Here is a 26,597-nt window from a genome sequence, read left to right as displayed (position 1 = left end):
GTCACACCGGGCCTTCGGTGAACTCGATGTCCGCGATGATCGACGTACCGCCGTCGACGCCGAGATCGCCCTTCCAGTCCTTCGACATCTTCGCCTGCATGAACAGCGTCTGCGTCGTGCCCCGGTACGAGGCCGGCAGCGTGATCGTGTCGGCAACCACAGCAGTCGAGCGCCGCACCACCTTGCCCTGATTGTCGTCAACGACAGTGTCCTGACCCTCGATCGTGCCGAACACCGGCTGCAGCCTGCCATACAGCGAATCGAAGTCCATCCGCAGACCAGCGAGCGTGATCGTAAGGATCAGCTTCGTCGCCCACTCGGGCACCGGTATCTGCCAGCGCGCCTCAGACGGCCAGTCGTGCCACTTGTCGTCGTCCTTCCACGCCTTCGTCAACTTCGACGGATACGCCGTGTACAAGGTGCGCTCACGGCGAGGGTTCGCCACCCGCCGCACGTCGCGGATCATCCCGGCCGTCACCGTGCCCGTGCTCGCCGGCAGGTCGACTCGGGCCAACGCCACTCCCGTCACCCCCTTGGGCGCCGACGACACGGTGGAAGACACGTTGGGGATGACGTCGAAGAAGTTGATCGCATCCGTCGCCGGATCCAGCCCGCCCTCGAACTCGGGATCCTGCACCCGCAGCACGATCAGATCGGATCGCGGCGTCGCGCCGGTGGGAGCGATCGGGACGGTCGCGGCGCCGATGTTGTACGCCGTGTACGACCCCTGCCACGTCGACGCCCTGCCCCGGATCACAGCGGACCCGTCAGCGATCTGCACACCGCCGCCGGGCACCGGCAGAGGTGTCACCTTCAGGTCCGTGGCTTCGGTGACTCCTTCAGAGCCATGGGACAGATCCTTGATCATCTGCCGGAACGTCTGGGCGGAGTGGGTGGCACCGTTCACGAGCAGCGGGGCCTGGGCAAGCGTCATCGGACGGGGGTCTCCTTCGGGTCAACCAGGGTCTTGAAGGCGTCACGCCACGCCACCTTCAGGCGGGCGGACGCGGTCGGATCGGCGGCGATCCAGCGGATTTCCGAACGTCCCGGAGGCAGACGGAAGTCGCCCAGCGGGGACGTGGTGGCCAAGGTGCCGCCGTTCTTCCGGGTCACAGTCCGCTGGCCGGGCCGGGTGTCGACCGTGACGTGCTCGCCGGCGGGGATGGTGATGCCGAGGTTGATCTGCCGGCCGCTCTCCACGTGCGTGATCACCGGGCTCGCGCACGGCCCGTAGATGGTGAGCACCGGGTGCGCGTCGATGTTCCCGCCGTTGGTGACCCAGCCCGGCCGGTTCTGACCGGACAGGCTGCCGTCGCTCACGTGGATGGGGGCCTGCACCGGGGCGCTGAAGCCGCCACCGGACAGCCACCCGAGTTTCAGCTCCATGCTCTGCTCGGCGTCCGCGTAGTAGCGCGGATCAGCAGTGAACTCGACGTCGAGCGGCACCCACCCGAAGGCCGCCTCCTCCCACGACGCCTCGGCCTTACGGAGCCGCCCGTACAGGACACGGACCGGTGCGCCAGGCCACTTGATCCGCAACGGCATCACCGCCCCGCCGACCGTGCGCACCCGAGGATCGTCTGCGGCATCCTCGATCTGGGCCACGATGCGGGCCGCAGCAGCCGGATCACCGGGCGTCTTCACGCCGCAGTCGATGCGCAGGGTGCGAGCCTCGTACCAGTCCGGGCTCAGCCACACGCCATCCGCGGCGGGACGCTCGACGACCTCCCCACGCACACCGGGGCGGGCCAGGCCTTCGATCCGGGCAATGGGGATGCTGGTGCCGTGGCCGAGTCGTATCCCGGCGAACTCCAGCTGGAAATCCTTGAGTTCCGTGCTCACCGCAGAACACCTCCGCGGCGAGCCCGGCGCATCTGATACGAGACGGCGGAGGCGATGTCGTTCGCGGTCGCTCCGGCACGGGTGACGTGGATGGTCTGCTGGCCGATCGCCGGCGCCTGATGCACCACCACGACCTGCGCCCGACCCGCCCCGGCATCCACCAGACGCTTGGGGGCGAGCCCGTATCCGAAACGGTCCGCGGTCTCGGACAGCACTGCGGTAGCCCGGCCACGTTTCGCGACCGCGTGCGGGATGTACGACTCGGCGCGAGTCTCCGGCTCGGCGAACTTGATCAGCCCGTTCCTCGAGGAGTACACCCCCGGCTCCCAGATGCCGCCGTTCGCGTACGCCTTCCCGGCATTCGCCTTCACCAGGTCGGCGAGGAACCGGTCCGCCTTGCTGCCCGTGGCCTTGATCTGGCCCTTGCCGCGGTTGGCGATCTCGATGATCCGGTCCTCGTCGAGCCCTGCCTTCTCGGCCACCGCGTGGATGCCGCGCCCCTTGGCCAGGGCGCCGATGAGCTTCACGAAGTCGCCGAGCTGATCCGAGTCGAGGGTTTTGCCCGCTGACTGGGCCGCGCTGTTGGCCTGCTTCGCCTTCTTCTTGTCGCGTACGGCCTGGGCGGCGAGCGCCTCAGCGTTCTCATCGCCCTGCTCCGCCAGCCGCGTGGCCAAAGCCCCGTACCCGCTGGAGGCCAGCTTGGCGAGGTTGTTCTGGAACGTCGTGGAGTCCTTGACCGCGTTCTTCAACTGGCCTGTGTAGTCGGCCAGCGTGGCCTTCGCGGTGCCGGCGAGCTTCGTGAGCTGCGCAGCCATCGACTTCACGTACTTATTGGAGCCGCGCGCCATCTTGCGGGTGAGCGCGACACCGTCTTCGCCCATCTCCTCCAATGCCTTGGCGAAATCGGGTCCAGCCCGCCGCGACACGGTCGCCAAGTCGTTACGCCAGGCCGAGGCGGTGCGGACGGACTTACGCAGGTTCCGTTCGAACATGCCGAGGTCGAAGTGCTCCTTGCCGCCCTTGCCCTTGCGCTGCGACTTGGAGACGACATCGGACACCGAGAACCCGGAGCCGCCGAGTGGCTGGTACGACCAGTTCGACAGACCGCCATCCGCGTACCACTCGATGCCGGACGGGTCACCGCCCAGCCGCCGCACGATCTCCTCGGTGATCGCCCTCGACCGGGGCCGCTTCGACCTGCGAAGAGGCACATAGCCCTCGCCGTGCGTCTCGGGCTCACCCCACACACGCCACGATCCGGCCGGTGCGATTTGCGCGATGTGGTTCTCGCGGACGCCACCGTTCGCGTAGTAGTCGATCACCGACCCGCGCGCCTGCGGGGCCTGGATCGCATCCGGGACACCGTTGCCGTCCCGATCCCAGCTCGTGGCTCTGAGGGACACGCCGACGCCGATGGTCCGGCCCGTGATCCCGTTGATCGCGCTCTGAATACTCCCCGCCGCCGAGACGGGCCCGCTGGTAGGCACCGTGACGGTGACGTTCTTGCTGCCCGGGATGTCGGCGACCTTGATGCCCAGAGCGTCGAGCTGCTGCCGAGCCTCGCCGGTGGGCGCGCTGAGCGTCACGGTCTTGCCGCCGGGTACCCCGGCGATCTTCTGCTTGACCGCCTCCAGGTTGTCGATCGTCGCCTGCGTCGAAGCAGTGACGTTGACGTGCTTGCCGCCCGGAGTCTGAGCGATCTTCGAGATCAGCGCATCCAGATCCGTGCGCGCCAGATCAGTCGGGGCAGTGACCTCCACACGGCGGTCCTTCAAGTCCTTGATCTTGAAGCCGAGCTTCTCCAGATCCTCGCGAGCATTGTTCGACAGAGTGGAGATCGTGATGGTCTTCTTGTCCGGCTGAGCCTTCAACGCCTGCTGAACCGCGATGAGTTCAGCCATCGCCTCATCCATGCCGGCCGTCTGCAGCAGGATCGACACCTGCGAGGGGACCAGACCGGCATTGTCGGCGAGCTTCGCCGCCTGCTCGGCGGACAGGCCGAAGCCCTCGGCCGTGGAGATCGCCGAATCCCGGGCCGTCTCCATCTGCTTCTGCGCGGCCTGCAGCGCCTCGGGAACGGACTTCCCGCTCGCCTCCGCGTACTGGTAGGCGGCGAGCGCGGCGTCCGCGGAGTTCGTCGACAGGCCCTGCAGCAGGTCGTACAGCTTCTGCCCGTTGCGGGTGACCGTGGACAGTGAGCCATCCATGTTCAGCAGGGACTTTCCGTATCCCTGGGCACTATCGACGCCGCCCTTCAACGCCTCGGCCGCGTCCGACACCGATCGGTTCAACCCTGCTTCGGCCGCGGACAGGTTCACCGAGCCGCCGGCCAGGATGTTCAGAGCGTCATGCAGGGCCCGGGCACGGGAGTCGGCGTCTGCCGTCGTGTCCGACAGGCGGCGCATTGCGTCGGAGAACTTGCCGAACGGCCCCACCGCATCGGCTGCGGACCGGCCCGCGGCACCGTTCACGTCGGCAAGATCGCGGGCATCCTGCACCGCCTGGGACATCTCGCCCTTCACGGAGCCGAGGGCCTCAGCAGCATCGTGAGCCTTCTGGCCCACGTCGGTGTACATGACGCCGCCGCCACGAACCGGCTCCAGGTTGATCGCGGCGATGTCCTCCATGCGTTTCTGGAGCTTCCCGAGCCCGTCGTCCTGACTGAGGTAGGCGTCGGTGAGCTGCTTGATAGGCACGCCGGCGTCCTTCATGACGTCGACCAGGCGCTCTTTGCCGTCGAGGACCTTGGTGTCCATCAACTGCTGCGCTGCTGCGGCACGGACGCTCTCCGTCACGGCACCGTTCGACTCGCGCAGCGCCTGGGTGAGACTGCTGATCCGCGACTGGTGCTCAGCCGCCGCCTGGGCGGCCTTCTGCTGGTGGGAGGCGAGCATCGACAGGCCGACACCAGCCGCCGCCAAGGCCGCACCCCACGGCCCGCCGAGTGCACCCATCAGTCCGCGGGCCGCGCCGCCGACTCCGGTACCGATCGCACGCGCTACTCCGGTGATCGGCCCGTTCGCGTTGCGGAACGCGGACGCCATCTGCCCCACCACCGGAATGCGGGTCTGCACCACCGCGAGGGCCTGACCGATCCGGCCAATCGACTGCCCTTGCGCAGCAGCAAGGTGCTGCTGGAGACGCAGCTGGTCACCGAGAGACCGGTACGCGCCCACAACAGGCCCGGACACCGTCTGACCGAGCCTCGACATCATGGGAGCGACCCGACGTGCTATGAGCATCGCGATGATCGCCGTCTGCACAGGCCCCGGCAGCGCCCCGAACCCGCGCACCAGACCGGCCACCACATGCCCGATCGGGACCAACGCGCCCGATACGGTGCCTGCGGCGGCGGAGACCAGGTTCAATGCGGTGACGATGATGTCGAGTGCGGTACCGCCCGCATCAGCCTCTTCCGCGACGTCGCCGATGGCGTCAGCGACGGGGGAGACGGCGGAGCCGACGTTGCGCAGGATGTCGATGAGAGCGCGGCCGCCGTTGATGAGGACGTTGAACCCCGCGGCCGCGGTATCGAAGGCGAGGTCCTTCAATGGCCCGCCCAAGCCGCCGAGCGAATCACCGACCTCGTCAAAGCCCGCCGAGACGGCCTTGGACACGGACGGGCGGGCCAGCGTGTACAGGTCGTGCACGTAGTCGATGGCTGCCGCCATGCCGGGCGTGGCCGCGGCCATCCCGGAGGTCATCAGCCGCGTGACCTTCTCCAGTCCGGGTGCGGCCGCCGTGTACAGGACCTGTCCGGTGTTGGAGGCTTGGGTCTTGAGCTGGGTGACCGCACCCGCAAGGCCCTTGGTCTGCGAGGCGGCGATCTCCCCGGCCGCGCCGGTGCGGGCGATCGCCGTGTGCATCTGGTCGAAGGACTCGACACCCTGATGTGCCAGAGCCGACGCGCCTGCGAGCGCAGGCTTGCCGACCACGTCGGCGAGGGAACCCAGAAAGTCCTTCTGGGACATGCGGTGCTGGGCTTGCTCGAAGCCCTCGATGACCGTGCGCAGGCCCTTGAAGTTGCCCCGCGTGTCCCACGCCTCGATGCCCAGCTCGGCCAGGCCCCGCTTCATTCGCGCGGTCGGGCGCGACAGGTTGGTGAGCATCCCGCGCAGGGACGTTCCTGCTTTGGAGCCGAGGATGCCGGAGCGCGCCAGCATCGCCACCGCAGCCGACGTGTCCTCGATGGAGATGCCGAGCTGGGCGGCGACCGGCCCGGTGTAGGACATCGCGTAGTAGATGTCCTGCAGCCCGCCCGAGGCGGCATTCGCCGACGCCGCGAGCACGTCGGCGGCACGCCCGGCATTGTTCGAGCTGAGCCCGAACTGGTCCATGACGTCGCCCAGATACCGGGCGGCGTCCGCGGCCGAGAGGTTGTCGGCCGCGGCAAGCTGCATCGCAGCCCGCGCGTTCGCGATGGACGACGTACTGGTCTGGCCGGCCTTGGCCAGCTCCAGCATCGAGTCCGCGGCCTTCGCCGCAGACGTGCCGGGAATCTTGAGGTCGGCGCCGAGCTCGCGGGCTTTCGCCGCGGCCTGCACCATCTCCAGGCCGGACGCGTTGGTGACCGCGCCCCACTTGTTGATGGCCCGCTGGTACTCGTTGCCCTCCTTCGCGATCTCCGTGAGCCCGGCGACGATGCCGCCGCCGACCAGGAGGCCGCGCAGGTGGTGCGCTTCTTGCCGGGCGCCGAGCAGCCCGTGGCGGAGCTGCCGCATCGACGCGTGCCCGTCCGCGCCAACACGGCGCAGCCCGGCACGGGCACGATCGGAATCACGGGTCAGCGCGCGCAGACCCGTGGACGATCCGCGGGCGCTGGTCCCGATCTGGTTGAGGTGCCGGTTGAGGGTGGCGGTGTCGCGGCCAAGGCCGCGCATGGCGCGGGATGCCTGCCGGATCTCCGAGAGGAGATGGGAGAAGTCCGCTCGCGCCTGAACGCTGAGCGTGTACGACGACACCTGCCGGTGCCCCTACCTCCCCGCGCCCCTTCCTCCTAGCCCCCTGCCGCCCTCAACCGCCCGCTACTGCCCGGCGCGTGGCACCAAGCCGATCCGCACCCCGTACCCGTCGGGGCCGTCCGGCACCTGGTCCTGCTCGTGCGCGATCAGCTCACAGCCGGTGCAGCGCACGCTCGTGGTGACGTACGCGAACCGGTCACCGCCCTGCTCCTCGTTCCACTCCGCGGCCCGGGTCCCGCACTGATCGCACACCGTCCGCTGATACGACGCGAACGCCAGGGCCTTCGCCCGGTCCAGCTCCGTCCAGCGGCCATCACCCGCACCAAGGAACTGCGAGTGCGGAATGCCCCAGCGGTCGCACAGCTCCAGCTCAGTACGGAGCTGTACGTCGGTGATCAGCCTTTTCCCAGCTCCACGGTGCTGGTGCGCACAATCTGCTGGGCCTGCCACGCCGCCGCGAACAGCGCGTTCGACTCGGCAACCGGCCACGAATCGAGGAGGTCCTGCGCATCCTCCTCGCTCATGCCCTCCACGGTGTTGTGTTCGTCGTCCCGCTCAATGTGCGCGGCAGCGATCAGAGCCGCGGGGAACGTCTCCGGATTCCACGCGTCCCCGTCCTCAGCCTGCGCCTCGGTCGGAGGGAACCTCTTGATCAGCCCGTCCAAGATCGGCCGCGGCAGCGCCCTGAACGTCAACTCCACCGCGACGCAGTCGAACATCTCCTGTGCGGTCTCGACCTCAGCCTCGGCCTTCGCCGTCGCATCGCTGTACTCCCGGCCGTTTTCTGCATCCGCCATGCGGCAACGGGCAAGATCTCGCAGCGTCTCGTCCAGGTGCCGCTTGGCGTCCTGGTCGTCACAGATCACCAGCGTGTACTCGGGCAGCTGGCGGGCACGGAGCCGGGCCAGCTTGGCCGCCCAGTGCGCATCACGGGCAACAGTCCGGGCGGGCGGGGCAGGAGTGGTCTTGGTCTCCGTGGCCACCGGCATCACTTCTCGACCTTCGGCGCCGTGGCGGCCGGGACAGCGGCGTCCTGGGTCGGCTTCTCCGTGATCGAGAAGTTCACGGTGAACTTGGCGGCCTCGTTGTCCGTCGAATAGTTCGGCGACCGCGATCCGATCCGTACCGGGAACACGTCCATCGAGCGGGAGCCCGCGACATCGCCCTTGCGGAGGAAGACGACCCAGCCGGTGCCGTCCTTCTTCAGCAACTGTTCGATCTCGTCGGACACCTTGTCCTCGTAGAAGCCGAGGGAGGAGTCGTCGGCCTGATCGGTGCCGGGGATCTTCGACTCGAACGTCGAGCCGAGGTCGGGGGTTTCGATGGCCTGGTTCTGGAGTGTCCAGCCGTCGATCGCCGCGATCGCATCCGTCAGGTCGGTGCCGGCCGTGAGCTCGGCGCGAGTGGGGACGTGTCCGGTGTCGGCGACGGTCTTGAGCCACAGGACGCGGGTCACTCCGCGCCGGGAGAACTTCTTTACCTGCAAGGTCTGCTGTCCGATTCCGGGACGGCAGCCACACATCCGAGAGGCCCCGTCCCTCGACGACTGTCGGGGAACCGGCCCACACCACGGGGTGGTTGGGCGTCCGCGCAGGGGCCTCCGCGGTGAGGATGCGAGCGCGCTCAGACGAGAACGGTTGAGCGGTGCACGTAGATCACCCTACTGTCGTCGGCTGCAGAATCGCTGATCCCTTCGAAGGCGCTGCAGCCCGGCACCTTGATCCCTACGATGCCGAAGGACACACGGTGGAGGGGGCACACACGAAATGGCGCACGACGAAGAGCAAGCGGCAGACCAGGCCGAGCCCGCGGAGGAACTTGCCGAGGCAGGCTCGAGTTACGACGACTTCCTCGTCGAGGCCAAGAAGCGGGCAAGCAGCCCCACCCCGCTGGAGATACGCATCCGCGACCTGCTCGCGTTCTGGAACACCCAGAAACGTGGGCGCCGCATCGTCGAGATGATCGTGGCTGATCTCGCCGCGGAGGGTCTGCAAACCACACCTGATCTGGATGCCCAAAACTCCTGGGAATCAGTTCAGATCACGAGACTGCCACAAGCAGATACCCATCCCGGCGAGCCAGTCGGCATCAAGATCGGAAGCCTCGAAGCCGCGAAGATCTGGGCAGCAGGCGCGGACCCGGATAACAGCTCCGGTACACCGAAGATCCCCAGCCTGAGCCGAGACGCGTCCTTGGCCACCGCTGGCTCCATGATGCTGGCATCCCACCTCGACCAGCTTCCGGTCACCGCGGGGAGAGTCCTCGAAGGAGCGGTCAGCTGGCGGTCGATTGCCCGCGCCCAGTTCGTGAACCCGCACGCCACGCTCCGGGACGCGATCGTGCCCGCGAAAGAAGTCCAAGCGGAGGACGACCTGCTCAGCGTCATCCCGCAGATCGTCGAGTCAGGGTTCGTGTTTGTCCGCGACCGCAGGAACGTGCTCACCGGAGTTGTCACGACAGGTGACCTGAGTCGAACGTTCGACACGCTGACGCGCCCCTTCCTGCTGATCGCAGAGATCGAGCGACGTTTGCGGAAGATCATCGACAGGAAGATCGCCGACGGGTCCTTCACAAAAGAGGAGCTGGGCGCCGCTGTTCAAGGCGAGGGACGCGATCCTGCCGTGAGCGCGGCAGACTTGACGATCAGCGAGTACCAGACGCTCCTGGGCTCCAGGGAGATGTGGGAGCGGCTCGGATGGCAAGCCGACCGCAAGATCTTCGTGAAGGCCCTCGATGAAGTGCGGCAGATCCGAAACGACATCATGCACTTCGACCCTGACCCCCCGGACACGTCGCCGCTCGTCGGGTTCCTCGACTGGCTTCGGCTGCAACACCCGAAGGACTAGCGCCCGGCCATCTGTCAGTCGCGGACACTGGGGGCGCTCGCCCGGAAGTTGTACACGGTGAAGTCGATGACCGGGCGATACCCGATCCGCTGGTACAAGGCGTTGCTGGTGGGGTTCGCCAAGTCCGCGAACAGCAGCACCTCCGCCGCGCCCGCCGCCAGCGCCGCCCGGCTCACCTCAACCGTCGCGGCACCCCTATAGCCGCGGCCCCGCAGATGGGCCGGGGTGTACACGGGAGCCACCCGGATCTGTCCTGCGACCAACGGCGTCGCGCCCGCCATGGAGACGGGGATGCCGTCCGGGGTCTCCCAGAACGTGACACGTCCCTCGGCGATACGAGTGTCGGCCCAGGCGCGATCGTCTGAAGAGGAAGTTCCTCCGATGGCAGCAACGAACTCGCGGTGCCGCAGCATGAGTTGCTCGCGGTCCTGCTCGCCCACGACCCGGCCTCGGCCCTCGGGAGCCGGATCCGGCGGAGTGAGTGCGCCGAGGCGGTACAGGCGCTCCCGCTCGTGGAGCGTCGGCGTCACGCCCGTGTGCCGCGCCCACGCCTCGGCGAACGCGCCGGCAGTGTCGTCATCCGCGCTGACGCCAGGAAGGACATGACCGAGGCTGGCGAGGCGAGCGGCGAGGGCGTCAGCCTCGGCGGGAGTCAGAGAGGTGAGGCTCAGGCGGCGCGGCGGGGTGCGGAAGAAGGCCGCACGCACCTCGCCTGCCCGCTCCAGCCAGCCGAAGAGGGGGGGCTTCCGTGCCGTACGCGTTTGCTCCGAGGGTACGCAGAGCCTCGGTCACGGTGAGTGGGACGGTGTGTAATGCGGGACGTGAGCGCAGGAAGTCTCCGGCCTGAGCGAGAAACGTCTCGACGTCTTCGTTGAGATGCCAGTCATCCGGGTTCATGCCCCATGATCCCGCGCGCTGTCAGCGTTCGCCCGCGAATTTCCCCGGCACAGACGACAGGGCTCGCATACCCGAAAGACCGGAATCAGGATCCCCCTCGATAGCGGTGACGCCCTCGCAGCCCGTAGCCGAGAGTTCGTACCGCTGCACCGCCGTCACGACACCATCGTCCGCACTGGCAGGATCCACGCCATCGTCGACCAGCAGCTCCCTGGCCCACACGTCCACATCAGCAGCCGGAATCGGATGTGCCCACGTGCCTTGCGTCGTACGGCCGAGCAGCGCGTGCTGGACCCGATCCGCGAGCCACTCGGCCTGATCGGTGCGCGCAGCCACGACTGTCACCTGGTAGACGAGACGCGCATCCTCCGCTCTGTCCGCGAGCGGCGCTCCGTCGACCGTGCCGCCCTGCGGGTACAGGACCGTGTATGGCAACGGTGCCGGACGCCCGTCGAGGAGCGGAAGGCGGCCACGACCGCACGGCCTGCCAGTAGCAGCGGCCAGCATTCCTTGCAGGGCTTCCGTCACACGGCCGCGCTCGATCACAGGTCACCTCCGGCGAAGTACGCGGCCGCAGGCTCCTCGACGCTGAGTACCCCGTACCGGCACAAGCCGAGCGCGTCCCACTCCATCACCCCGGGCGTGGTCAAGATCGACAGACTCCGCTCACCGTCCTCGTCGAGGACCTCGGCGACCACGACCGCACGGGCGAGCAGTCCCCGCTCGTGGTCTGCGAGCACGCCCGCCAGAGCATCCTCAAGACTGCCGGCCAGATCGCTCACAGAGCCCTCGACACTGCACCACGCAGCTCCCGGACCAGGAGCGGCCCGAAGGCTTTGACGGCTGGCCCCAGGTGAGGGAACGGCGGCTGGTTGTAGTGGCGGCCGAGGCTGTCGACGCCGACGAACCCGAACTCCAGACGCCTGCCCTGCGGAGCACTTGTGCCGACTTCAGCAACGATCACAAGACCTGCCCTGTGCACATCGGACTGCCACGACGCCCGGTACTTGCCGGTGATCACCCGCGGGCCCGGCCGACCGGACGCATTGCGCTGCACCTGCACCACCAGCGCCTTCGCCCCGTGTCGCATCGCGGTCTCAGCCGCGGACACCGCTTCCTTGCTGCCTCGGTTCAACGCTGCCGCCAACTGGGCTGGACTCTGAAACGTGCCGCCGCTCACCGCGCCACAGGCTTCCGGTTGTGCTCCTCCAGCCACACTGTGCGCAGCACGGGGAACGACGACACCTCACCCAGCGCCGACACCCGGTACGTACGGCCAGGGGCCTGCTCGTCACGGGCCTCAACGATCAACACGGTGTCGTTCTCCCATACCTCCGGAGCGCCAAGAGGCAGCAGCATCCGGTACCCGGCACGCACCTCCTGGACGTACGCGCCGTCCTGCCCTGAACCCTTGCTGCGGATCCGCTCCTGGTGCGCGTACAGACCGGCCTTGTCCTCGTACACGACCACCGGCGGGGCTGGCACAAGGTCACCGGTTCCCGGGTCGAGGATGTCCTGGCCGCTGCCCCGGCTGACCTGAACCTTGTCCGGCATCAGGTGGCGCTCCGCGAAGCGGACGAGTCCGGACTGATCAAGCACCCGCAGCCCAGTCCCTCAGCTGCGCCAGCGTTCCGCGGGTCAGCTCACAGGGACGCCCGTCCAGATCGTCCCGGTTGAGAACGGCCTCGTCGAGCTTCTGCCAGTCCACCGCATCAAGGAAGCCGATCACCACATGCCGAACATCCGCCGGCTCCACGGCCACCTCGGCCAGGCCGTCGAACTCCATGCCCTTCCAGCCCTGTTGTACGTACAGGGTGACCTCGGGGCCCTCGTCGACGGTCTGCGTGATCCGGTACGCCTCCACCGCATGGGCCACGTCGTGGCCGTCGATCTCGATGACCGCCCCCTCTCCCGGGGCAGCGGCTATCCGTACGCGGTGGGAGTCCTGGTTCACGCTCATGATCTCGACCTTAGGTGTGCCAAGAGCAGCCTCCCTGTGTCATTGACGGCAGGCACTCCTGCGGCGCCTCAAACATACTCGCGTCGCCCCTGAGACCAGCAATGCGCCATGTGATGTGAATCATCACTGGGGTTCGATTCAACTTGTCTTATTAAAGGGCAAGTTGTAAATCTCTGGCTGTAGGTTCCCTGTGACCATTCTTGATCGTTCTAGGGGGAACCTTGTCGCGTCTGCGCGCGAGATTCTTGGCCCTGGCATGCGCCGGGGCGACCGCATTGACCGTTCTTGGCGCTGCCCCGCCGGCCAGCGCCGCCGCGCCTACCGATGCGTGCAGCATCCTGTACAGCGCCCGCATCACCTTCTGGGGGATGACCTGCAGCCAGCCCGGCGAGCCGATGATCGGCGGCTTCGCTACCTGGCGGAACGTACCGATCACCTTCGATCAGACCGACACGGGCTCTGCCACCGTGCAGGTGGGCAACTATCTGAGGGTCACCCCGAACACGTCGAGTAGCCCGCTGGCCGCCAACATCGAGATCGGCCTGTACGCGGAGAAGACGGGAAGGACCACCCACACTTACGGGCCACGCTGGACGGAGATGACGACCAGTGGCGGCCGGACCAAGGCCATCACGGCTGGCGTCAACCCGACCAAGCCGGACAAGCGCAACCACACCTACATGACCGTGCGCCAGGACCGCGGCAACCAGTGGGATGTGCTCTACGACTTCAACAAGGTCGGATCCACGACCAGCCAACTCAAGGTGCTGGGCGGCAACACCAACCGTATCGACGTCGGTCTGGAGGTGACCGGCCCGAAGTACGTCGATGTCCCCTCGATCGCGAACCGAATGCAGTTCATGACGGGGAACAAGGTCTGGGAGAAGGTGGCCACGCGCAACGTCGCCAAGTCCGTCACCCTTCCCGCCTGCAGCGCCAGCCACCCGGCGCCGAACTGCTTCACCACCAAGCTGGCCGACGGCACGAACTTCACCCAGTGGACGGTGAGCAAGCCGCGCCGGCAGGCCGCCACCCTCGCCTCGCCGCACACCGCCACCCCGTCGCACGTCCCCTTCGCCGTGGACCTGCCCGGCACGTTCAACGGCGTGGACCAGGAGGCCCTGCAGGCCTGCCTGGACAACGACCCGGACAGCTGTCTGAGCACCGTGCCCGGACTGTCCGAGTGCGTAGTCACCGCACGGGTCTGCAACGCAGCGGCCCTGGCCGCCGGAGACGCCTCCGACGACAGCACGGGCGAGGCGGACGTGTCCGCCACCGACATCCGCTCCCGGGCCGCAGCCGCCTTCGATGTCCCCGCCGACGCCCTCGCCCTCGACCCGCCGCAAGCGAGCCTCCGCTCGGCTGACGGCATGAGTGACGCCGCCTGGACGGTGACCTCCACCAGCACCACCCCCGGGCTGCTGCACACCGACCGCCGCTTCGACGGCTTCACCGCCCGCTACTCCGCACGCACTGGCGCGCTGCTGGAGGCCTGCTGGGGCGACCTCTGCGATGCCTCATGACCGCCGTCAGCCGCATCCACCGCAGTCACCCCGCCGCCCCCACCCGCCTGCAAGGAGTCTTCAGGTGAACACCCGTACCACGCTGGCACGTTACGCCCGCGGCGTCGTAACGACCGCCGCCCTCACGCTTATGGCGGCGCTCACCACTGCAGCCCACCCGGTGCCGGCCACAGCCCAACCGGATGCCGCGGCGGTCGAGTTCGTCGACGCCGCTTCCGTCCCCGCCGACCAGTTGCGGGGCTTCAACCAGCCCATCCCCCTCGCCGACTATCTCCGTTCGCACGGCACGAGCACCCTCGCCCGGCAGAACGCAGCCGCCTCCGCTCCCTCGGATCAGCAGGATCTCCGACAGCAGTGCGCCAGCCATGCCGCCGAGGCGAAAACGACCAACGGCTGGATCAAGTCCCGCTTCGAAAGCTGCCAGAAACGTCCGTACGACCTGATCCTGCGGGACGTCAGGGGCACCACAAGCATCGGTCGTCTCTGGTTCGACCAGTGGATCCTCGGCTTCACCCACGACGGTGATCGCCGCGTCGACTACGTCGCCAGCATCGAGAACATACGCGTCCAGCCCATACCCACCGAGGACGCCACCAAGTGGCGCGTCGGTCAGCACTTCCGTTCCAGCATCGACGCCTCCAACAGCGACCCGGACCCGCAAGTGACCGAGCCGACGACCAAGGAACGCGACGAACTGCTCGGCGTGTGGGACCGCACCCCGCAGTGGACCCTCACCTACACCTCCCCCGACAGGGGACCCCTCTTCGACCAGGGCAACCAGCAGCGCGTCTACTCCACCGTCACGATGGACCTGACGGCCAGCTCGCCCACCGCCGCCCCCTTCACCACGGGAGTCGACAACTACCACTCCAACGTCCGCTACGACTACGCCGGAAAAGTCGCGGGCAAGTACAAGGGCACCGTCTTCACCGCCGCCCGGGTCGAACTCGCCATGAGTCAGAAAGACCCAGCGGTCAATGAGAGCGCCTTGCACATCTACGACGCCCTGAACCGTCCGGAGCGGACCTTCCCCTCCTGGCCCGGCAAGACCGTCCCCGGCGTCAAGGAACCTCTCCACCGGATGGTCGACCAGAGCAAGATCGACAAGAACCGGCAGAAATCCATCGGCGAATGCAAGAAGGTCTGGGGCGACTACTCCGGCAGCGGCCTGCAATGCGACGAGTACCCCTTCGCCTCCACCGAGGAAGGGTCCACCAAGGGCGACAACCGCTTCTCCGTCCGGCTGATCGACGGCACCGACAACCGCAAGGGAGGGGAGCGCCTTGCTGAGATGTACACCCTCAACCGCATCCTGGACGGCGACCCCTTCTACATGAAGATCACCAACTAGCAGGAAGGCCCCCATGGCGCTTCTCGCCGAACACAACGTCACCGCCATCCCCGGCCGCCGGGTCGTGGAGGTCTACGACGCAGACGCCTACCTCGGCGACGAAGCCGCCTTGGACGCCGCGGAGGTACAGGTGGTAGCCGGCAACGGCTACCACCTGTACCTCCTCAGCCTGCAACCCGACATGAAGGTGCAGGTGACCATCCGTATCTGGGACACCCCGCCCGCCCCGCCGACGGAATGCGAAGGCCACGTTGACATCAGCCTCGAGTCCGAAACCGGCACCCTCGTCATCGGCCAACTCGACCGCGGCCCCGCTGCCGAGATCACTCTGCCCCGCCCCGGCGTCTACGAAGGCCACGCCTGGTGGATCAACCGCCAGGCAGCCGCCGACTACTACGACACCACCCTCGACCAGCTCACCGATGAGTCCCCCGACGACTGGCTGACCGACGCCTGGAACAACTGCCCCGTGACCGAACGCTACGTCCTCGACCTCGCCTACAGCCGAGAACCCGAACCCATTGATGACGAAGGCATCTGAGGATTGAACACCGTGGCCGTCGCATCAAAACTTCATAGACCATGCGCCACAGCCAGCCGAGGTCCTCGACCCGCCAGATGGAACATCCGTGATCACCACGGTGCCCCCTGGCCAGCAGCAGCGTTCTGAACCACCAACGCTCACTGCCGTACCGTGAAGCGAGTCCCATCCGAGCTGCTGGCTGCATCACTCGACGATGCTCCGCCCCTGTGTACGACAAGGGGCGGAGCATCCGGGGCGATCCCACTCATCCGGATCCATTCCCGAGTCCAGATCAGCTGGCCGCGGCGAACTCCTCCAGCCGTTCGGCGAGTGCCGGATCAGGCTGTGGCACGAGGCCATAGTCTTCGTCGAACCCCTTGCCGAGATGGTCGATCGCGTCCCGCAGCGCCGCACTCGGCGGTTCCGACACTGCGAGGTCCCTGGCTCGCGTCTCCGTGTGCCAGGTCGCCAGTTGAAGTACGCGGGGACGGTACTGGCTGGCGCCGGAGTCGAGCTGTTCAACTTGCTCTGCCCAGTGCTCGGCGTCGCGCAGTTCGCCCCGACGAAGGTGCATGAGGTACAGGCAGTAGGCGGAGGTGGCGCTGCCGGCGCCCGCGGCGAACTGCCACCAGAACTGCGCTCCCTCCTCTTGCTGTGCGAGATCGAGAAGGCAAGCGAAGATCAAGGCTCCGTCCGGTTCGATGCGGCGGTCGTTCACGAAGCGGGCGACGTAGGCCGACGCCTCCTCGTCGTGGATGACGAGTTGAGAGAACGCGCGCAGGTCCTGAGCAGCCTCGGCGTGGCGGGGGATACGACGTCGTGGCCCGTCGTCGACGCGAGGCGCGAGGGGGTTGTCGCGGCAGCGGCGCTGCGCCAGGACTCGCGGGAGCCTCAGTTCAAAGAGCCTCTCCCAGCGCGAATGGACAGCCTCTTTCGCGATACGGTGGCGTGCTCTCGCCGCATCGTAGGTGTCGTACTCGCCCTGCAAGACACGAGCATCGGCAAGGGCCTCTTCAATGGACTTCAGTCGCATGGGTGGTCACTCCACGTCGTCGCGGTCCGCCGTCAGGTCGACGGTCAGATCCAGGTCCTTAGCCAGCTTCCGCTTGGCGTGCCGTGCCTGCGAGCGGACGGTCGCCGGGGTCACGCCCAGGATGTGGGCGGTCTGCTCGGTGGGATAGCCGAGCACGTAGAGCAGCACCATCACGTCGAATTGCCGCTCGGGCAGCCGCGAGATGGCCGCGTACAGGCCCAGGGCACTCTCCATGTCGGCGAGCTGATCGCGCACCGACTCCAGCGCGGCGCGGTTGACCCGGGCGAACACTGCGGTCTCCACCGTGGCCGGGACACGGCCCTGAAGCCGGAGCTCGTCAGCGATGCGCTCACGCAACAGCGCCCACGCATACGCCTCGTGGTTGGCGTCCTCCATCATGTCCGGCCAGTTCAGGGCCAAGTCCATGAACGTGGCATGGACGAGCTCCCCGGCCGAACGCTCATCGCCGAGCTGGATATGTGCGTATTCGAGATAAGGCCGATGGTAAAGGTTGTGGAACGCCCAGAAGGCCGTGGGCAATTCGGTCGTCATCGCACGGACCACGCGCTGTGGTGGCTGCTGCGGACCAGTCACAGACTGTCCCCGTTCTCGTCGACGTTCTGCGAGGCGACTGGAGCCAAGCGAGCTGCACGCCGTTCGGCGAGGGACTCGGCTCCGATCCGCACCGTCGCGCCGAGCAGGCGGCGCGCCAGCGTGCGGGCTGCGGGGGCGAACACGCGCAGCGCGGTGACCCCCGAGAGGGCCAGCGCGATGCTGGCTACGTCATTCACGGCTATGAGGTCCTTAATCGTCAGTGGGCGGTGCCGTGTCCCCCCTCGCGGGGCACCGGAGAGTCCCGTCGCTCTCGGGATCAGCAAACCGATCGACAGGGGCGATCGTGCAACGGCTCCGCGAGATTCTTTCGGAGAGTCAACTCCCAGTGACTCAACGCGAGTTCGACTAGGCGGCTCCCCGTGAACCCCGTCCCTTCGGAATGGGCCACTGACCTGCAGCGCGCCCCTTCAGGTACGGCGAACTCTCGCAGACGCGGCGAGGTACGGAGCCCATGGATATGACGCAGCCCTCAATTCGAGCGCGACCGCTCAGATCTGCGGGCGCAGCTTGATCGTGCCGGTCGTCGCCGCCGTCCGAGGCCGTCCGCTCGGAGGAGGGGGCTGGGCTAGCCGGGACGGGTTAGGGAGCTGCCTCGCCGTCAGGCTCCCGGGCTGCCCACACATTGGCGCCGATGAAACCTGTCGAAGGATCCCTTCCGCTCACCGAGTTCACCCACGATCTACCGAACGGTTGATAACGATCTGTGGATTCGGACAGTGGAGAGAGCGAGCGCGGAGGGGGCCGGGCTGCCCGTTCGTAACTGAATGTGACGCGGTCCGGGACCCCCCGCTGATCCGGGGCCGTGCCTGTCGAGTTCAGCGTGGCACTTCCGCGCTTTGACCGCTGCGTACCTGGTCGAGCACTGCGGCATGCAGGGCCTCCAGCCCACCGTCCGGCAGGGGAGTCGGGCTGCCGGTGAGCGTGTACCACTCCTCGGCGCCCAGGTACTGGATCGCGACGGTTGCGCGGCCTTGCGGCAGGGCGGTGGTGACGATGGTGAGGTCACCGGTGATGATCCCGACTTCGACCGTCATCGCCCCGCCCGGTCCTGCCGTCACGGTGGACTCCAGCCGTTTGCTCACGGACAGGTGCCCAGCATGTTCTGCAAGGCGGACTTCTCCCGGGCGGTGACGGAGAGACCATAGAGCGACTTCACGTGTGTCCAGGCCCGGCTGTAGGTGCACCAGTAGGCGCTATTCGGCGGCGCCCACTGATCTGGAGACTGGTCGCCCTTCGACCGGTTCGACGCCGCTGAGACCGCGATGAGCTGCGAGTGCTCCAGGTCGTTCGCGAACTGCTTGCGCTTGGCCGTAGTCCACGTGTCGGCTCCGGAGCGCCAACCGTTGGCCAAAGGCACCATGTGGTCAATGTCGACCTGACTGGCAGTGGTGACCGTCTTGTTGTCGTACTGGCTCCGCCAGGTCCCGGAGACCGCACGGCATTCCTCGTCCTGCTTGACGTCGACGCCATCGCGAGCCAGTACGACCTCGCGGGTATCGCACTTGCCGAACTGCGTGGCCCAGTGAGGGAATTTGGCCCGGCTGTAGCCGGTCATCGGATGGGGGGCCTCGACGGTGAGGGTCTGCAGCTCGTCGATCGCGACCGCGGCCGCCGGCGGCTCGGGCATCTGGAGTGATGCCACCGGTCTGCCGAGGCCAGAGGGCGAGGCGGAGGCGGGGCCAGCGAGAGCGACGACGGCGAGGGAAAGCGCGGCCGTACTGCGCGACAGGTGCTTGATCACGCCCGCGTTCATATCGGTCAGCCCGCACCCCACCAGCCCGGAACGCAACGAGCCCACCCAGATGGCGGGATATCATCACCGCAGAAACGGTATTCCGGCCGCCCGCGACATGCCGCTCGCTCGTGCAAGGTCAACGCCCTCCACGGCTCATCGGCTGGGCCCCGCAATCCGACGCCCGACCGCAGGCCAGGTGGCCAGTGGCCGGGGAAGTCCAGTGAGCAGGGGTGGGCCACCAGAGCACTGGGAAGCGCGTTTTCACCGGACATGATGGCCTTGCCCGTTGTCTCCTCTGCCCAATTCGGCCGCGTATCCGGGCAAGCGCCGAGCGGACTGACTTCACTGACCATCAGGACTTCCGCGAGACGAACCGGGATCCTCCGGCTCCAGAGAGGGCGCCGGTTGGGATCGCCGGGCTTCGCCCAGGACACGCCGCCACGACCGGATCAGCTCGGGTTCAGCTTCGTTCGCACGTGAGCACGCAATGGCGGCGGCATGGTTGGGCACTCTGCGCGAGGCAGTTGGCCACAGCGTGGCTACTCATCCGGCCGACCGGAAGAGACGCCCACGTCACCGCCGCCCGTTCGGCAGCGAAGGCTTGTGAATCAAGCCACTCCACACGTTGGGCGTTGCGTCAGCAACTCCTCGTAGGTGACGATGAGCACTTGGGCATGTGACGCGAGTGGCGTCCGAGCGCGCTACGACGTCTCGCATGTCGACGATCTGGACTACAGGTGCGGGGGACATCTCCATGAAATTCGACATGGGGTCAACGACGCTTGCCACTCTGACCAAGAGCACCATCGGGTCGAGTGACGATCTGGGCACGCTGATCCAGCAGTTGATCGCCGCGGCGCAGCCGTTGGAGGGAAAGTTCAACGGCGAGGGCAAGGCCATGTTCGACTCGTTCAAGCTGCACGCAGATGAAATCACTGCCGCGTTGAACGGGTCGCTGTCGTCGATCCTGGGCGGCCAGTCCGGGATGGACACCGGGTTTGCCACCGGCGATCAGGAACAGTCCGACAACGCGCACAAGACGATGAGCGCCGCGAACTTCGACGCGGCCCGCTTCCACGGCTGAACCACAAGGGGGATGTGAGCAGCATGGCCAATCTGGACCGTCGCTCCTACGACACCGGCGCCTCCGCCGACGTACAGAGCAGTCTTCAGGGGATCATCGGCCGCCTGGAAACCGTGCTCGGCGAGCGCGACCGTGCGGTGAAGGCCGCCATGGCGGACTTCCAGGCCGACGGCGTCTCGGACGAGTACCACGGCAAGGAAGTCCGCTGGAACAAGGCGGCCAACGAGGTGCGCAACATCATTCAGCTCGTGCGCACCACGCTGGAGCAGAACGACGCAACTGCACAGGCCACCCTGGCCAAGGCCCGGGCCGCAGTCGACAACATCGGCTGATACGACGGCAGTTGCACAGCCGGGCGGCTGTCCGGCAAGGACATAGGGGGAAGTTGTGACGCGGTGGGACGTCGATCCAGCTGGCGTGTACGGCGTGCTGTCCAAGGCGGGGACAGCGGCGAAGGACATGTCGGAGGCAGGCTCGGCGATGCAGGGCAATCTTGAGGAAGCTGCGTCCGCAGCAGGGACATTGACCGATCAGTTCGGGCCGTACACCAGTACGGTCGGTTTGGTCGGTTCGGCCCTGGGGCAGTTCGCGGAGCACTGGAACCGGGATCTGTTGTACATCGCCAAGCGGACTTCGAGATCCCTGAACGGAGCGGATCAGGCCACCCGTTACTACATGGCCGGCTCCGTGGAGCAGGCGGCGAACGCTCAGCGCGAGGCCGCGAAGGAGCCGAAGGTGGATCTGCCCGGCGGCCAGACGGGCCGTCGTACGGAGGGTCGGTAGCGATGGGCGACGAGGCGAAGCTCATCGACCCGTCCGGGATCCCGCACTTCATCGGCGACCTGGCCACGCTGGACACCGATGTGATGCTGCTGACCGCGGACGCGGGCCAGTTCCGGGCGTCCGGCTCGGATGTGCACACCGAGTTCCAGGGCCTGTCCGCGTTCTATGAAGCGCCGGAGGCGGAGCAGCTGTTTGCCTCCACGCTGCCGGTGAAGCAGAAGTCGGACGCGTTCGCCGACGACCTGGAGAAGGTCGCCACGGCCCTGTCGGACTACAGCTACGAAGTCCAGCCGCTGGCACAGAAGTTGGACGCGCTCAAGGCCGACGCGACCGCGTTCGTGAACTCAGTGACCGGGGACGACGACTGGCGCAAGGACCAAGACAAAGTCGACCACAACAACGACCTGTGGCACGACGTCAACCACACGGTCGCCGCCTTCCAGGCCGCCGAACGCGCCGCCTACAACAAGATCATGGCGCTGATCGGTGGAGCCGGGCTGAGCGCCGACGACGGCTCCCACGGCAAGAACACGTACGGCTACAACGCCGACGACCTCGACCACGCCAAGGAAACCCCCTGGGGAGCACCGGTCGAGCGGGAGTACGAGGGCTGGTCCTGGCTGGTCCACCAGACCGGGCAGGTGTGGGACGGCGTCTGGCACGACGGTGTCATCGGCACCATCCACGGCCTGGGTACCTTGTTCGGCTCCGACGGCTGGGGCGCGGCCGGTGAGGCCTGGAAGAACCTCGCCAAGCTGGGCACCGCCTCCTTCCTCACCAGTTCCACGCTCGGTGCCTGGTGGCTGATCCCGGACGACCAACTGCCCTCCTGGCTACGTGATTCGCGCAAGGTCCACACCCAGGCGGTGAAAGGCTTCCTCGCCTACGACCAGTGGAAGACCAACCCGGCCCGCGCGGCCGGCGCGTTCGGCTTCAACGTGCTGACCGTGGCCGGCACCGAGGGCATCGGCAGCGCGGCAAGCGGGGCGGGCAAGGCCGGCGCTGCGGCCCGCACCCTCTCGGCGGTCGGCAAGGTCGGCCGGGCCATCGACCCGATGACCTACGTCGGCAAGGTGGGCAAGTTCGCCTTCGTCAAGGTCGGCGACACCTTCAGCACGCTGAAGAACCTCCACACCGGCACGTACCTGGACATGGCGAACCTCGGCGACAGGTACACGCCCGCCGAACACCCGCTGCCCCTCGCGGAACGCCTGGTATCCGTGCCCGACAGCGCCATCGAGTACATCGATGCCAAGGGGAACCCGGTCTATCTCACCCAGGATGGCCACGTCCTCAATGCCGACGGCACACTTCACCAGCACGTCACCCAGGCCAAGGTCGAACCATCGGCGACCGAGCGCGCGGGTGCTGAGGCCGCGGAAGGCGGGGCACACAGCCCCGAACTGGTGGGAGCGCATGCCGCCACCAACTCGGTAACGGACACAGGGCCAGCCGCTGCAGGTCACGCCAGCGGCGACGGGACCCACGGTCTGGGTTCGGGCGTCTCAACAGGGCACGCGACAACCGGTGTTGCACACGGAGAAAGCGGCGGTGGACGCGGGCTGTCCAATAGTCCATCCGGGAGCGGATCGGGCGGAGAACTGCCGGGCCGGACCAGTGACGGCGTGCATCCGACGGGTAAGGGCTGGTACGACGACCTCGATCCGCACCAGATCAAGGACGTACAGGTCTACAGGGCCAATCACGAGCCGGGCTACCGCGAGACCTACTACCAGAAGAACGGCCACCGCATACGTGTAGCCGTCCCCGACGAAAGCGGCTTCGCGCCGCCCCAGTTGGTCAAGGACCCGCATCACCCTGGGAATTGGATCGCAGCCAGTGACAAGGCCTCACCGATCCCTGAGAAGTATGTCCATGGCTCCAAGGTCGAACAGGGACCGGAGACTGTGCGTACGCAGGAGGGTCTCGACGCCATCAGCGACAAGGCGCAGCGGCGACACTCGTCCGTGACTGCGGACAATGCGTGGCACGATCCGCTGAAGGACGCGAAGCACGCCTACAAGGCAGACCCCACCCCGGACAACCTCAAGGCCTACGAAGAAATCAAGGCCGATCATGCGCCGTTCCACCGGGCCATGAGCGAGGACAGTGAGGCGTTCGGAGAAGCTGTCGCGCAGCATCATGTCATTCCAGAGCATTACCCTGGTGCGCGGATGGAGGAGCTGGCGGGTCCCAAGAACGGGAACGACCAGTTCGATCAGCTGTGGAGTTGGACGGATGAGCACGGGAACAAAAATTTCGTTGTCATCGAGTCCAAGAGCACCGTCACCACGGAACTGGGGAAGCGACAGCTGCCAAGCGGTATCGATGCCCGGCAGGGTTCAAGGGACTACTTCCTCGACATCATGCGGGAAATGAAGCAGCGTGGACTCGACGGCAATACGAACGAGAAACGTCTGTACAAGGAGCTGAGCAAGGCCCTGAAGCAAGGCAATGTCGACTACATCCTGGTCAAGGGGAAGGTCACCTCGGCGGGCGAGTATGCTGGCTACCAAAAATGGACCTTCGACATCAGCTAAGGGGAGACATCGGTGACTGAGACAGTGGCCCGGCATGACAGGCCGAGCACCCTGGATGAAGCCGATGTTCAGGACTTGGCCGAGGAACTGGAAGACAGCGTCCAAAACCTGGGAAGGTCGGCCACCGTCTTCGGACTCGCCCTCAACGAAGCTCTGATGCAGGTACAGGCTCGCCTCGTCATTGATCCGAAGGCGTCCGAGTTGCCGACGTGGCGAGCAACGGTGTCGGCCATGCAGGTCGGCTCTGCCGCCTTTGCCGCGGCAGCAGTGACCGAGGGCACCGTGGAGTGCCGGATCCTCGACGAGATGCGCTCGCTGCCCGCGATGGGACCGCAGTTCTACGCCAACGCGGGAAACTGGCTCACCGCCTTCTGGTTCGCCATTATTTGTCGTGATCAGGAGCGCATGACGCAGATGTGCCAAGTGCCGTTGGAGCTTCTCCGTGCATCGGGCGCACAAGGCGACGAATACGTCTACGACTGGGTCGACACCCTGCAAACGTATTGGCTAGAGCGTCCGGGGCTGGTGGAGAAGCTGTCCGCCGCAATCGATAATTCCTTTCCAGAAGTCGCAACGATCGTCTCCCGGGATCTCCTCCAGAACATCCTGTACCAACCGATCAATCTCTTCTACCAGTTCCTGCGTAAGGATCATGCCGCTTTCAACGCGGCTCTGGTCGAGGCGCTGCAACTCCACAAGGCATATTGGACTGCTGACGAGAAGCGGGCGAACGACCTCGGCGGCTCTGTAGCCCTCGGGCCCTTGGCCATCGCGTGCCTGGCCTACGATGCAGGGTTCCCGATCGAAGTGGAGTCCGACTACCTTCCGAAGCATCTCCTCGAACGTGAGTGGGTAGGCGAGTTCGAGACGTAACCGGCCTTGAGCAGTCCCCCTACTGACGGTCGTGCCCCGTCAAGCCTTGCCGGTAACGACAGGGGGAACACCTGCTCGCCAACACGCTCGGCATGGCAGCGAGGAGTGCACCATGCTCGTACTCATTGAGCCCCCGCGTAACCCGTGGAACCAGAAGGAATCGAGTCATGTCGGCGCAGGACTATGACAGCCAGCTTCTTGAGTCGGTCTCGGTCCGGCGTCGGCGGCTGCGCGATGCTGTGCTGTTCGGCGAACAGCGCCAGCGGCGCACCGTGGATGAGCGGCTGGGCAAGGTGTTTGCGGGTGTGGTGATCGCTGCGGTGGTGTGCGCCGGCTGTGTGGGGTGGTCGTTCATTTCGCATCGGGTTCTCGGCGCGAGCACGAGCCCCTACGGGACCTCGACCACAGTCCCGTCAACACCGTCTGCCCAGACACCAACCGTTGCCTCTTCTGCCCGATGATAGGTTCGAACGCGTGATATCTGCGGGGGCATTGAGCCGTACGGGACTAGCGTTGAGCCGAGTCACCCTGGTCGGCGAGCGGCGGCGAGTCGATCTTGTGCTGCCGTCGCAGGAGCCGATCGGGCGACTGCTTCCCGAAGTGATGCGGCTACTGGACGATCAGGTGGGTGCGCGGCCGCAAACGCGCCATCTGGTGGCGGGCGACGGCCATGTCCTGGACCCGGACGCCACCTTGGAGTCGGCAGCTGTGGCGGACGGTGCGGTGCTGCGGCTGGTGCGCGTCGAGGACGCGCCGTCCGCGCCCGTCGTCCACGATGTCACGGATGAAGCCGCAGACGATCTCGACATACGGGCCTGGCGGTGGCAGCCCGCCGCGCGCCGCGTCGTCGCCGGGGGAGCGACGGTCGGGTGGGCGCTGGGCGCCTCCTTCCTTGCGCGGCAGGAGTTCGCCGCGCAGAGCGTGGGCGTCGTGCTGGCCATAGTCGCCGCGCTCGCCGCGGGCGCGGGCGCGGTCTTCGGCCGGGCCGGGGTGCGCGGGCTCGCTGCCACGCTCGTCGTCACCGGTGGCGCGCTGGGAGTCTTCGGGGCATGGAGCCTGGGCGATGCCCAAGGTTGGTCCGGCGCGGTGCGGCTGGCCGGCGTGGCCGGGGTGGTGGCCGTCGCTTTGCTGTTGCTGGGATGGTGCTCGCCGTTGGGACGCGGTGGGCTCTTCGGTGCTGCCGCGGTCCTCGGGAGCGGGGTGTGCTGGGAGTGTGCGCTCGCCTTGCAGTCGGCGGGGCGGGCCGGCGCGCTGCTCGCCCTCGTCTCAGTGGTGGCGCTGGGGCTGTTGCCGCGTCTGGCGTTGATGGTGTCGGGGCTCTCCGGGCTCGACGACCGGCGCTCGGGCGGCGTGTCGGTGAGCCGCTATCAGGTGTCGACGGCGCTCGCGGCCACGCACCAGGGGCTCGCGCTCGCGACGATCGTGACGGCGCTGTCCGCCGCCGTCGCCGGGTCGCTCGTCCTGAATGCGGGGACGGTGTGGACGGTGCTGCTCGCGGTGGCGGTCGCGCTGGTGCTCGCGCTGCGGGCGCGGGCGTATCCGCTGGTCCCTGAGGTCGTCGCGCTGCTTGCGGCGAGCGCGGTGGTGGTGATGCGGCTGGCCTGGGTGTGGCTGGAGCGATCCGGTACGGTCGCGCCGCTCGTGGTGCTGGTGGTGCTGGCGGTCGTTCCGCTGGCCGTGCTCGTGGTGCAGCCGCCGGAGCATGTGCGGGTGCGGTTGCGCCGGTTCGGCGATGTGCTCGAGTCGGTCGGGGTGATTGCGTTGTTCCCGCTGATGCTTGGCGTCTTCGGGGTGTACGGGCGGCTGCTCGGCACGTTCGCGTGAGCGTGGGGCGGCAGGAATGAACCGGGCTCAGGGCGGTTGGCAGGACGAGGTTCTGCGCGAGTTGCGGGGCGCCGCGTCGGAGCCGGCCGGTCCGGATGCTGCGGCGAATGCGAACGACGCGACGGAGCACGGTGCTTCGGCGGACCAGAAGGACGGGGCGGACGCTAAGGCACCTCTCCCGGTCCGTCACCTTGACGAGCAGCGCCC

General features: G+C 67.1%; 27 protein-coding genes and 1 pseudogene. 11 read left to right on the top strand and 17 right to left on the bottom strand.

The annotated features are described in order from the left end of the window. Position 1: 1 nt before the first annotated feature. From ABT254_RS38030 to ABT254_RS38005, 6 genes are all read right to left on the bottom strand, one after another. Positions 2-934 (bottom strand): hypothetical protein, encoded by a 933-nt coding sequence (locus ABT254_RS38030; protein WP_351480900.1) that lies wholly within the window; start codon positions 932-934, stop codon positions 2-4. After that, positions 931-1,842 (bottom strand): hypothetical protein, encoded by a 912-nt coding sequence (locus tag ABT254_RS38025; RefSeq protein ID WP_351480898.1) that lies wholly within the window; start codon positions 1,840-1,842, stop codon positions 931-933. Before ABT254_RS38025 ends, ABT254_RS38030 begins: the two co-directional genes overlap by 4 nt. After that, entirely contained in the window at positions 1,839-6,803 is a 4,965-nt protein-coding gene (locus ABT254_RS38020; RefSeq protein WP_351480896.1) for a phage tail tape measure protein, read from the bottom strand. The genes ABT254_RS38025 and ABT254_RS38020 overlap by 4 nt, the downstream gene beginning before the upstream one ends. A 63-nt stretch (positions 6,804-6,866) precedes the next feature. Beyond that, positions 6,867-7,055 (bottom strand): hypothetical protein, encoded by a 189-nt coding sequence (locus tag ABT254_RS38015; protein ID WP_351480895.1) that lies wholly within the window; start codon positions 7,053-7,055, stop codon positions 6,867-6,869. A gap of 143 nt (positions 7,056-7,198) precedes the next feature. Then, the gene (locus ABT254_RS38010) at positions 7,199-7,786 is read right to left on the bottom strand and encodes a hypothetical protein (protein ID WP_351480893.1); all 588 of its coding nucleotides are present in this window, start codon (positions 7,784-7,786) and stop codon (positions 7,199-7,201) included. Between the two features lie 5 nt (positions 7,787-7,791). Then, entirely contained in the window at positions 7,792-8,289 is a 498-nt protein-coding gene (locus ABT254_RS38005) for a phage tail tube protein (protein WP_351480890.1), read from the bottom strand. A 280-nt stretch (positions 8,290-8,569) separates the two neighbouring features. On the opposite strand from ABT254_RS38005, the gene ABT254_RS38000 reads away from it, so the two are divergent. Continuing rightward, positions 8,570-9,649: a CBS domain-containing protein gene (locus ABT254_RS38000; protein WP_351480887.1), complete on the top strand. Its 1,080-nt coding sequence runs from the start codon at positions 8,570-8,572 to the stop codon at positions 9,647-9,649. Positions 9,650-9,663: 14 nt separating this feature from the next. Here the strand turns inward: ABT254_RS38000 and ABT254_RS37995 are convergent. From ABT254_RS37995 to ABT254_RS37970, 6 genes and pseudogenes are all read right to left on the bottom strand, one after another. Next, positions 9,664-10,546, bottom strand: a pseudogene (locus ABT254_RS37995) (GNAT family N-acetyltransferase). A 21-nt stretch (positions 10,547-10,567) separates the two neighbouring features. After that, entirely contained in the window at positions 10,568-11,092 is a 525-nt protein-coding gene (locus tag ABT254_RS37990) for a hypothetical protein (RefSeq protein ID WP_351480884.1), read from the bottom strand. Continuing rightward, complete coding sequence (locus ABT254_RS37985) at positions 11,089-11,286, bottom strand: hypothetical protein (protein ID WP_351480883.1); 198 nt, start codon at positions 11,284-11,286, stop codon at positions 11,089-11,091. The genes ABT254_RS37990 and ABT254_RS37985 overlap by 4 nt, the downstream gene beginning before the upstream one ends. Positions 11,287-11,324: 38 nt before the next feature. After that, positions 11,325-11,726: an HK97 gp10 family phage protein gene (locus ABT254_RS37980; RefSeq protein WP_351480880.1), complete on the bottom strand. Its 402-nt coding sequence runs from the start codon at positions 11,724-11,726 to the stop codon at positions 11,325-11,327. Then, a complete protein-coding gene (locus tag ABT254_RS37975; protein ID WP_351480877.1) occupies positions 11,723-12,145 on the bottom strand; it encodes a DUF6093 family protein in 423 nt (140 codons plus the stop codon). Before ABT254_RS37975 ends, ABT254_RS37980 begins: the two co-directional genes overlap by 4 nt. Then, a complete protein-coding gene (locus ABT254_RS37970; RefSeq protein WP_351480875.1) occupies positions 12,138-12,506 on the bottom strand; it encodes a hypothetical protein in 369 nt (122 codons plus the stop codon). The genes ABT254_RS37975 and ABT254_RS37970 overlap by 8 nt, the downstream gene beginning before the upstream one ends. 368 nt (positions 12,507-12,874) lie before the next feature. Between ABT254_RS37970 and ABT254_RS37965 the strand changes: the two genes are divergently transcribed. From ABT254_RS37965 to ABT254_RS37955, 3 genes are all read left to right on the top strand, one after another. Continuing rightward, positions 12,875-14,029 (top strand): hypothetical protein, encoded by a 1,155-nt coding sequence (locus ABT254_RS37965; RefSeq protein WP_351480872.1) that lies wholly within the window; start codon positions 12,875-12,877, stop codon positions 14,027-14,029. Between the two features lie 64 nt (positions 14,030-14,093). Further along, positions 14,094-15,380 carry a NucA/NucB deoxyribonuclease domain-containing protein gene (locus ABT254_RS37960; protein ID WP_351480870.1) on the top strand — a complete coding sequence of 429 codons (1,287 nt, stop codon included), beginning with the start codon at positions 14,094-14,096 and terminating at the stop codon, positions 15,378-15,380. Positions 15,381-15,393: 13 nt separating this feature from the next. Further along, on the top strand, positions 15,394-15,921 hold the full coding sequence (locus ABT254_RS37955; RefSeq protein WP_351480867.1) for a hypothetical protein: 528 nt from the start codon (positions 15,394-15,396) through the stop codon (positions 15,919-15,921). Between the two features lie 274 nt (positions 15,922-16,195). On the opposite strand, the gene ABT254_RS37950 is transcribed toward ABT254_RS37955, so the two are convergent. From ABT254_RS37950 to ABT254_RS37930, 5 genes are all read right to left on the bottom strand, one after another. Continuing rightward, positions 16,196-16,936 (bottom strand): hypothetical protein, encoded by a 741-nt coding sequence (locus ABT254_RS37950; protein ID WP_351480864.1) that lies wholly within the window; start codon positions 16,934-16,936, stop codon positions 16,196-16,198. A 6-nt stretch (positions 16,937-16,942) separates the two neighbouring features. Then, positions 16,943-17,488, bottom strand: a complete 546-nt coding sequence (locus ABT254_RS37945; RefSeq protein WP_351480862.1) for an RNA polymerase sigma factor — start codon at positions 17,486-17,488, stop codon at positions 16,943-16,945. Between the two features lie 38 nt (positions 17,489-17,526). Beyond that, a complete protein-coding gene (locus tag ABT254_RS37940) occupies positions 17,527-17,727 on the bottom strand; it encodes a hypothetical protein (protein ID WP_351480860.1) in 201 nt (66 codons plus the stop codon). A gap of 639 nt (positions 17,728-18,366) precedes the next feature. Next, on the bottom strand, positions 18,367-18,585 hold the full coding sequence (locus ABT254_RS37935) for a hypothetical protein (RefSeq protein WP_351481179.1): 219 nt from the start codon (positions 18,583-18,585) through the stop codon (positions 18,367-18,369). Between the two features lie 44 nt (positions 18,586-18,629). Then, the gene (locus ABT254_RS37930; RefSeq protein ID WP_502972125.1) at positions 18,630-19,304 is read right to left on the bottom strand and encodes an HNH endonuclease family protein; all 675 of its coding nucleotides are present in this window, start codon (positions 19,302-19,304) and stop codon (positions 18,630-18,632) included. Positions 19,305-20,040: 736 nt separating this feature from the next. Between ABT254_RS37930 and ABT254_RS37925 the strand changes: the two genes are divergently transcribed. From ABT254_RS37925 to eccD, 7 genes are all read left to right on the top strand, one after another. After that, positions 20,041-20,370 (top strand): hypothetical protein, encoded by a 330-nt coding sequence (locus tag ABT254_RS37925; protein ID WP_351481176.1) that lies wholly within the window; start codon positions 20,041-20,043, stop codon positions 20,368-20,370. A 23-nt stretch (positions 20,371-20,393) separates the two neighbouring features. Continuing rightward, a complete protein-coding gene (locus ABT254_RS37920) occupies positions 20,394-20,702 on the top strand; it encodes a pore-forming ESAT-6 family protein (protein WP_351480855.1) in 309 nt (102 codons plus the stop codon). Positions 20,703-20,757: 55 nt separating this feature from the next. Continuing rightward, positions 20,758-21,153, top strand: a complete 396-nt coding sequence (locus tag ABT254_RS37915) for a DUF6507 family protein (RefSeq protein WP_351480852.1) — start codon at positions 20,758-20,760, stop codon at positions 21,151-21,153. A 2-nt stretch (positions 21,154-21,155) separates the two neighbouring features. Next, entirely contained in the window at positions 21,156-23,693 is a 2,538-nt protein-coding gene (locus ABT254_RS37910) for a hypothetical protein (RefSeq protein ID WP_351480849.1), read from the top strand. 12 nt (positions 23,694-23,705) lie between these two features. Further along, the gene (locus tag ABT254_RS37905) at positions 23,706-24,566 is read left to right on the top strand and encodes an immunity 49 family protein (protein WP_351480846.1); all 861 of its coding nucleotides are present in this window, start codon (positions 23,706-23,708) and stop codon (positions 24,564-24,566) included. Between the two features lie 167 nt (positions 24,567-24,733). After that, positions 24,734-25,027: a hypothetical protein gene (locus ABT254_RS37900; RefSeq protein ID WP_351480843.1), complete on the top strand. Its 294-nt coding sequence runs from the start codon at positions 24,734-24,736 to the stop codon at positions 25,025-25,027. Between the two features lie 52 nt (positions 25,028-25,079). Further along, a complete protein-coding gene (gene eccD, locus ABT254_RS37895) occupies positions 25,080-26,390 on the top strand; it encodes a type VII secretion integral membrane protein EccD (protein WP_351480841.1) in 1,311 nt (436 codons plus the stop codon). Positions 26,391-26,597: the final 207 nt, after the last annotated feature.

The sequence above is a fragment of the Streptomyces sp. NPDC001137 genome (genome assembly GCF_040298885.1).
GTDB lineage: Bacteria > Actinomycetota > Actinomycetes > Streptomycetales > Streptomycetaceae > Streptomyces.
Note: the sequence above shows the minus strand (reverse complement) of the source record. Positions and strands in the feature narration are given on the sequence as shown.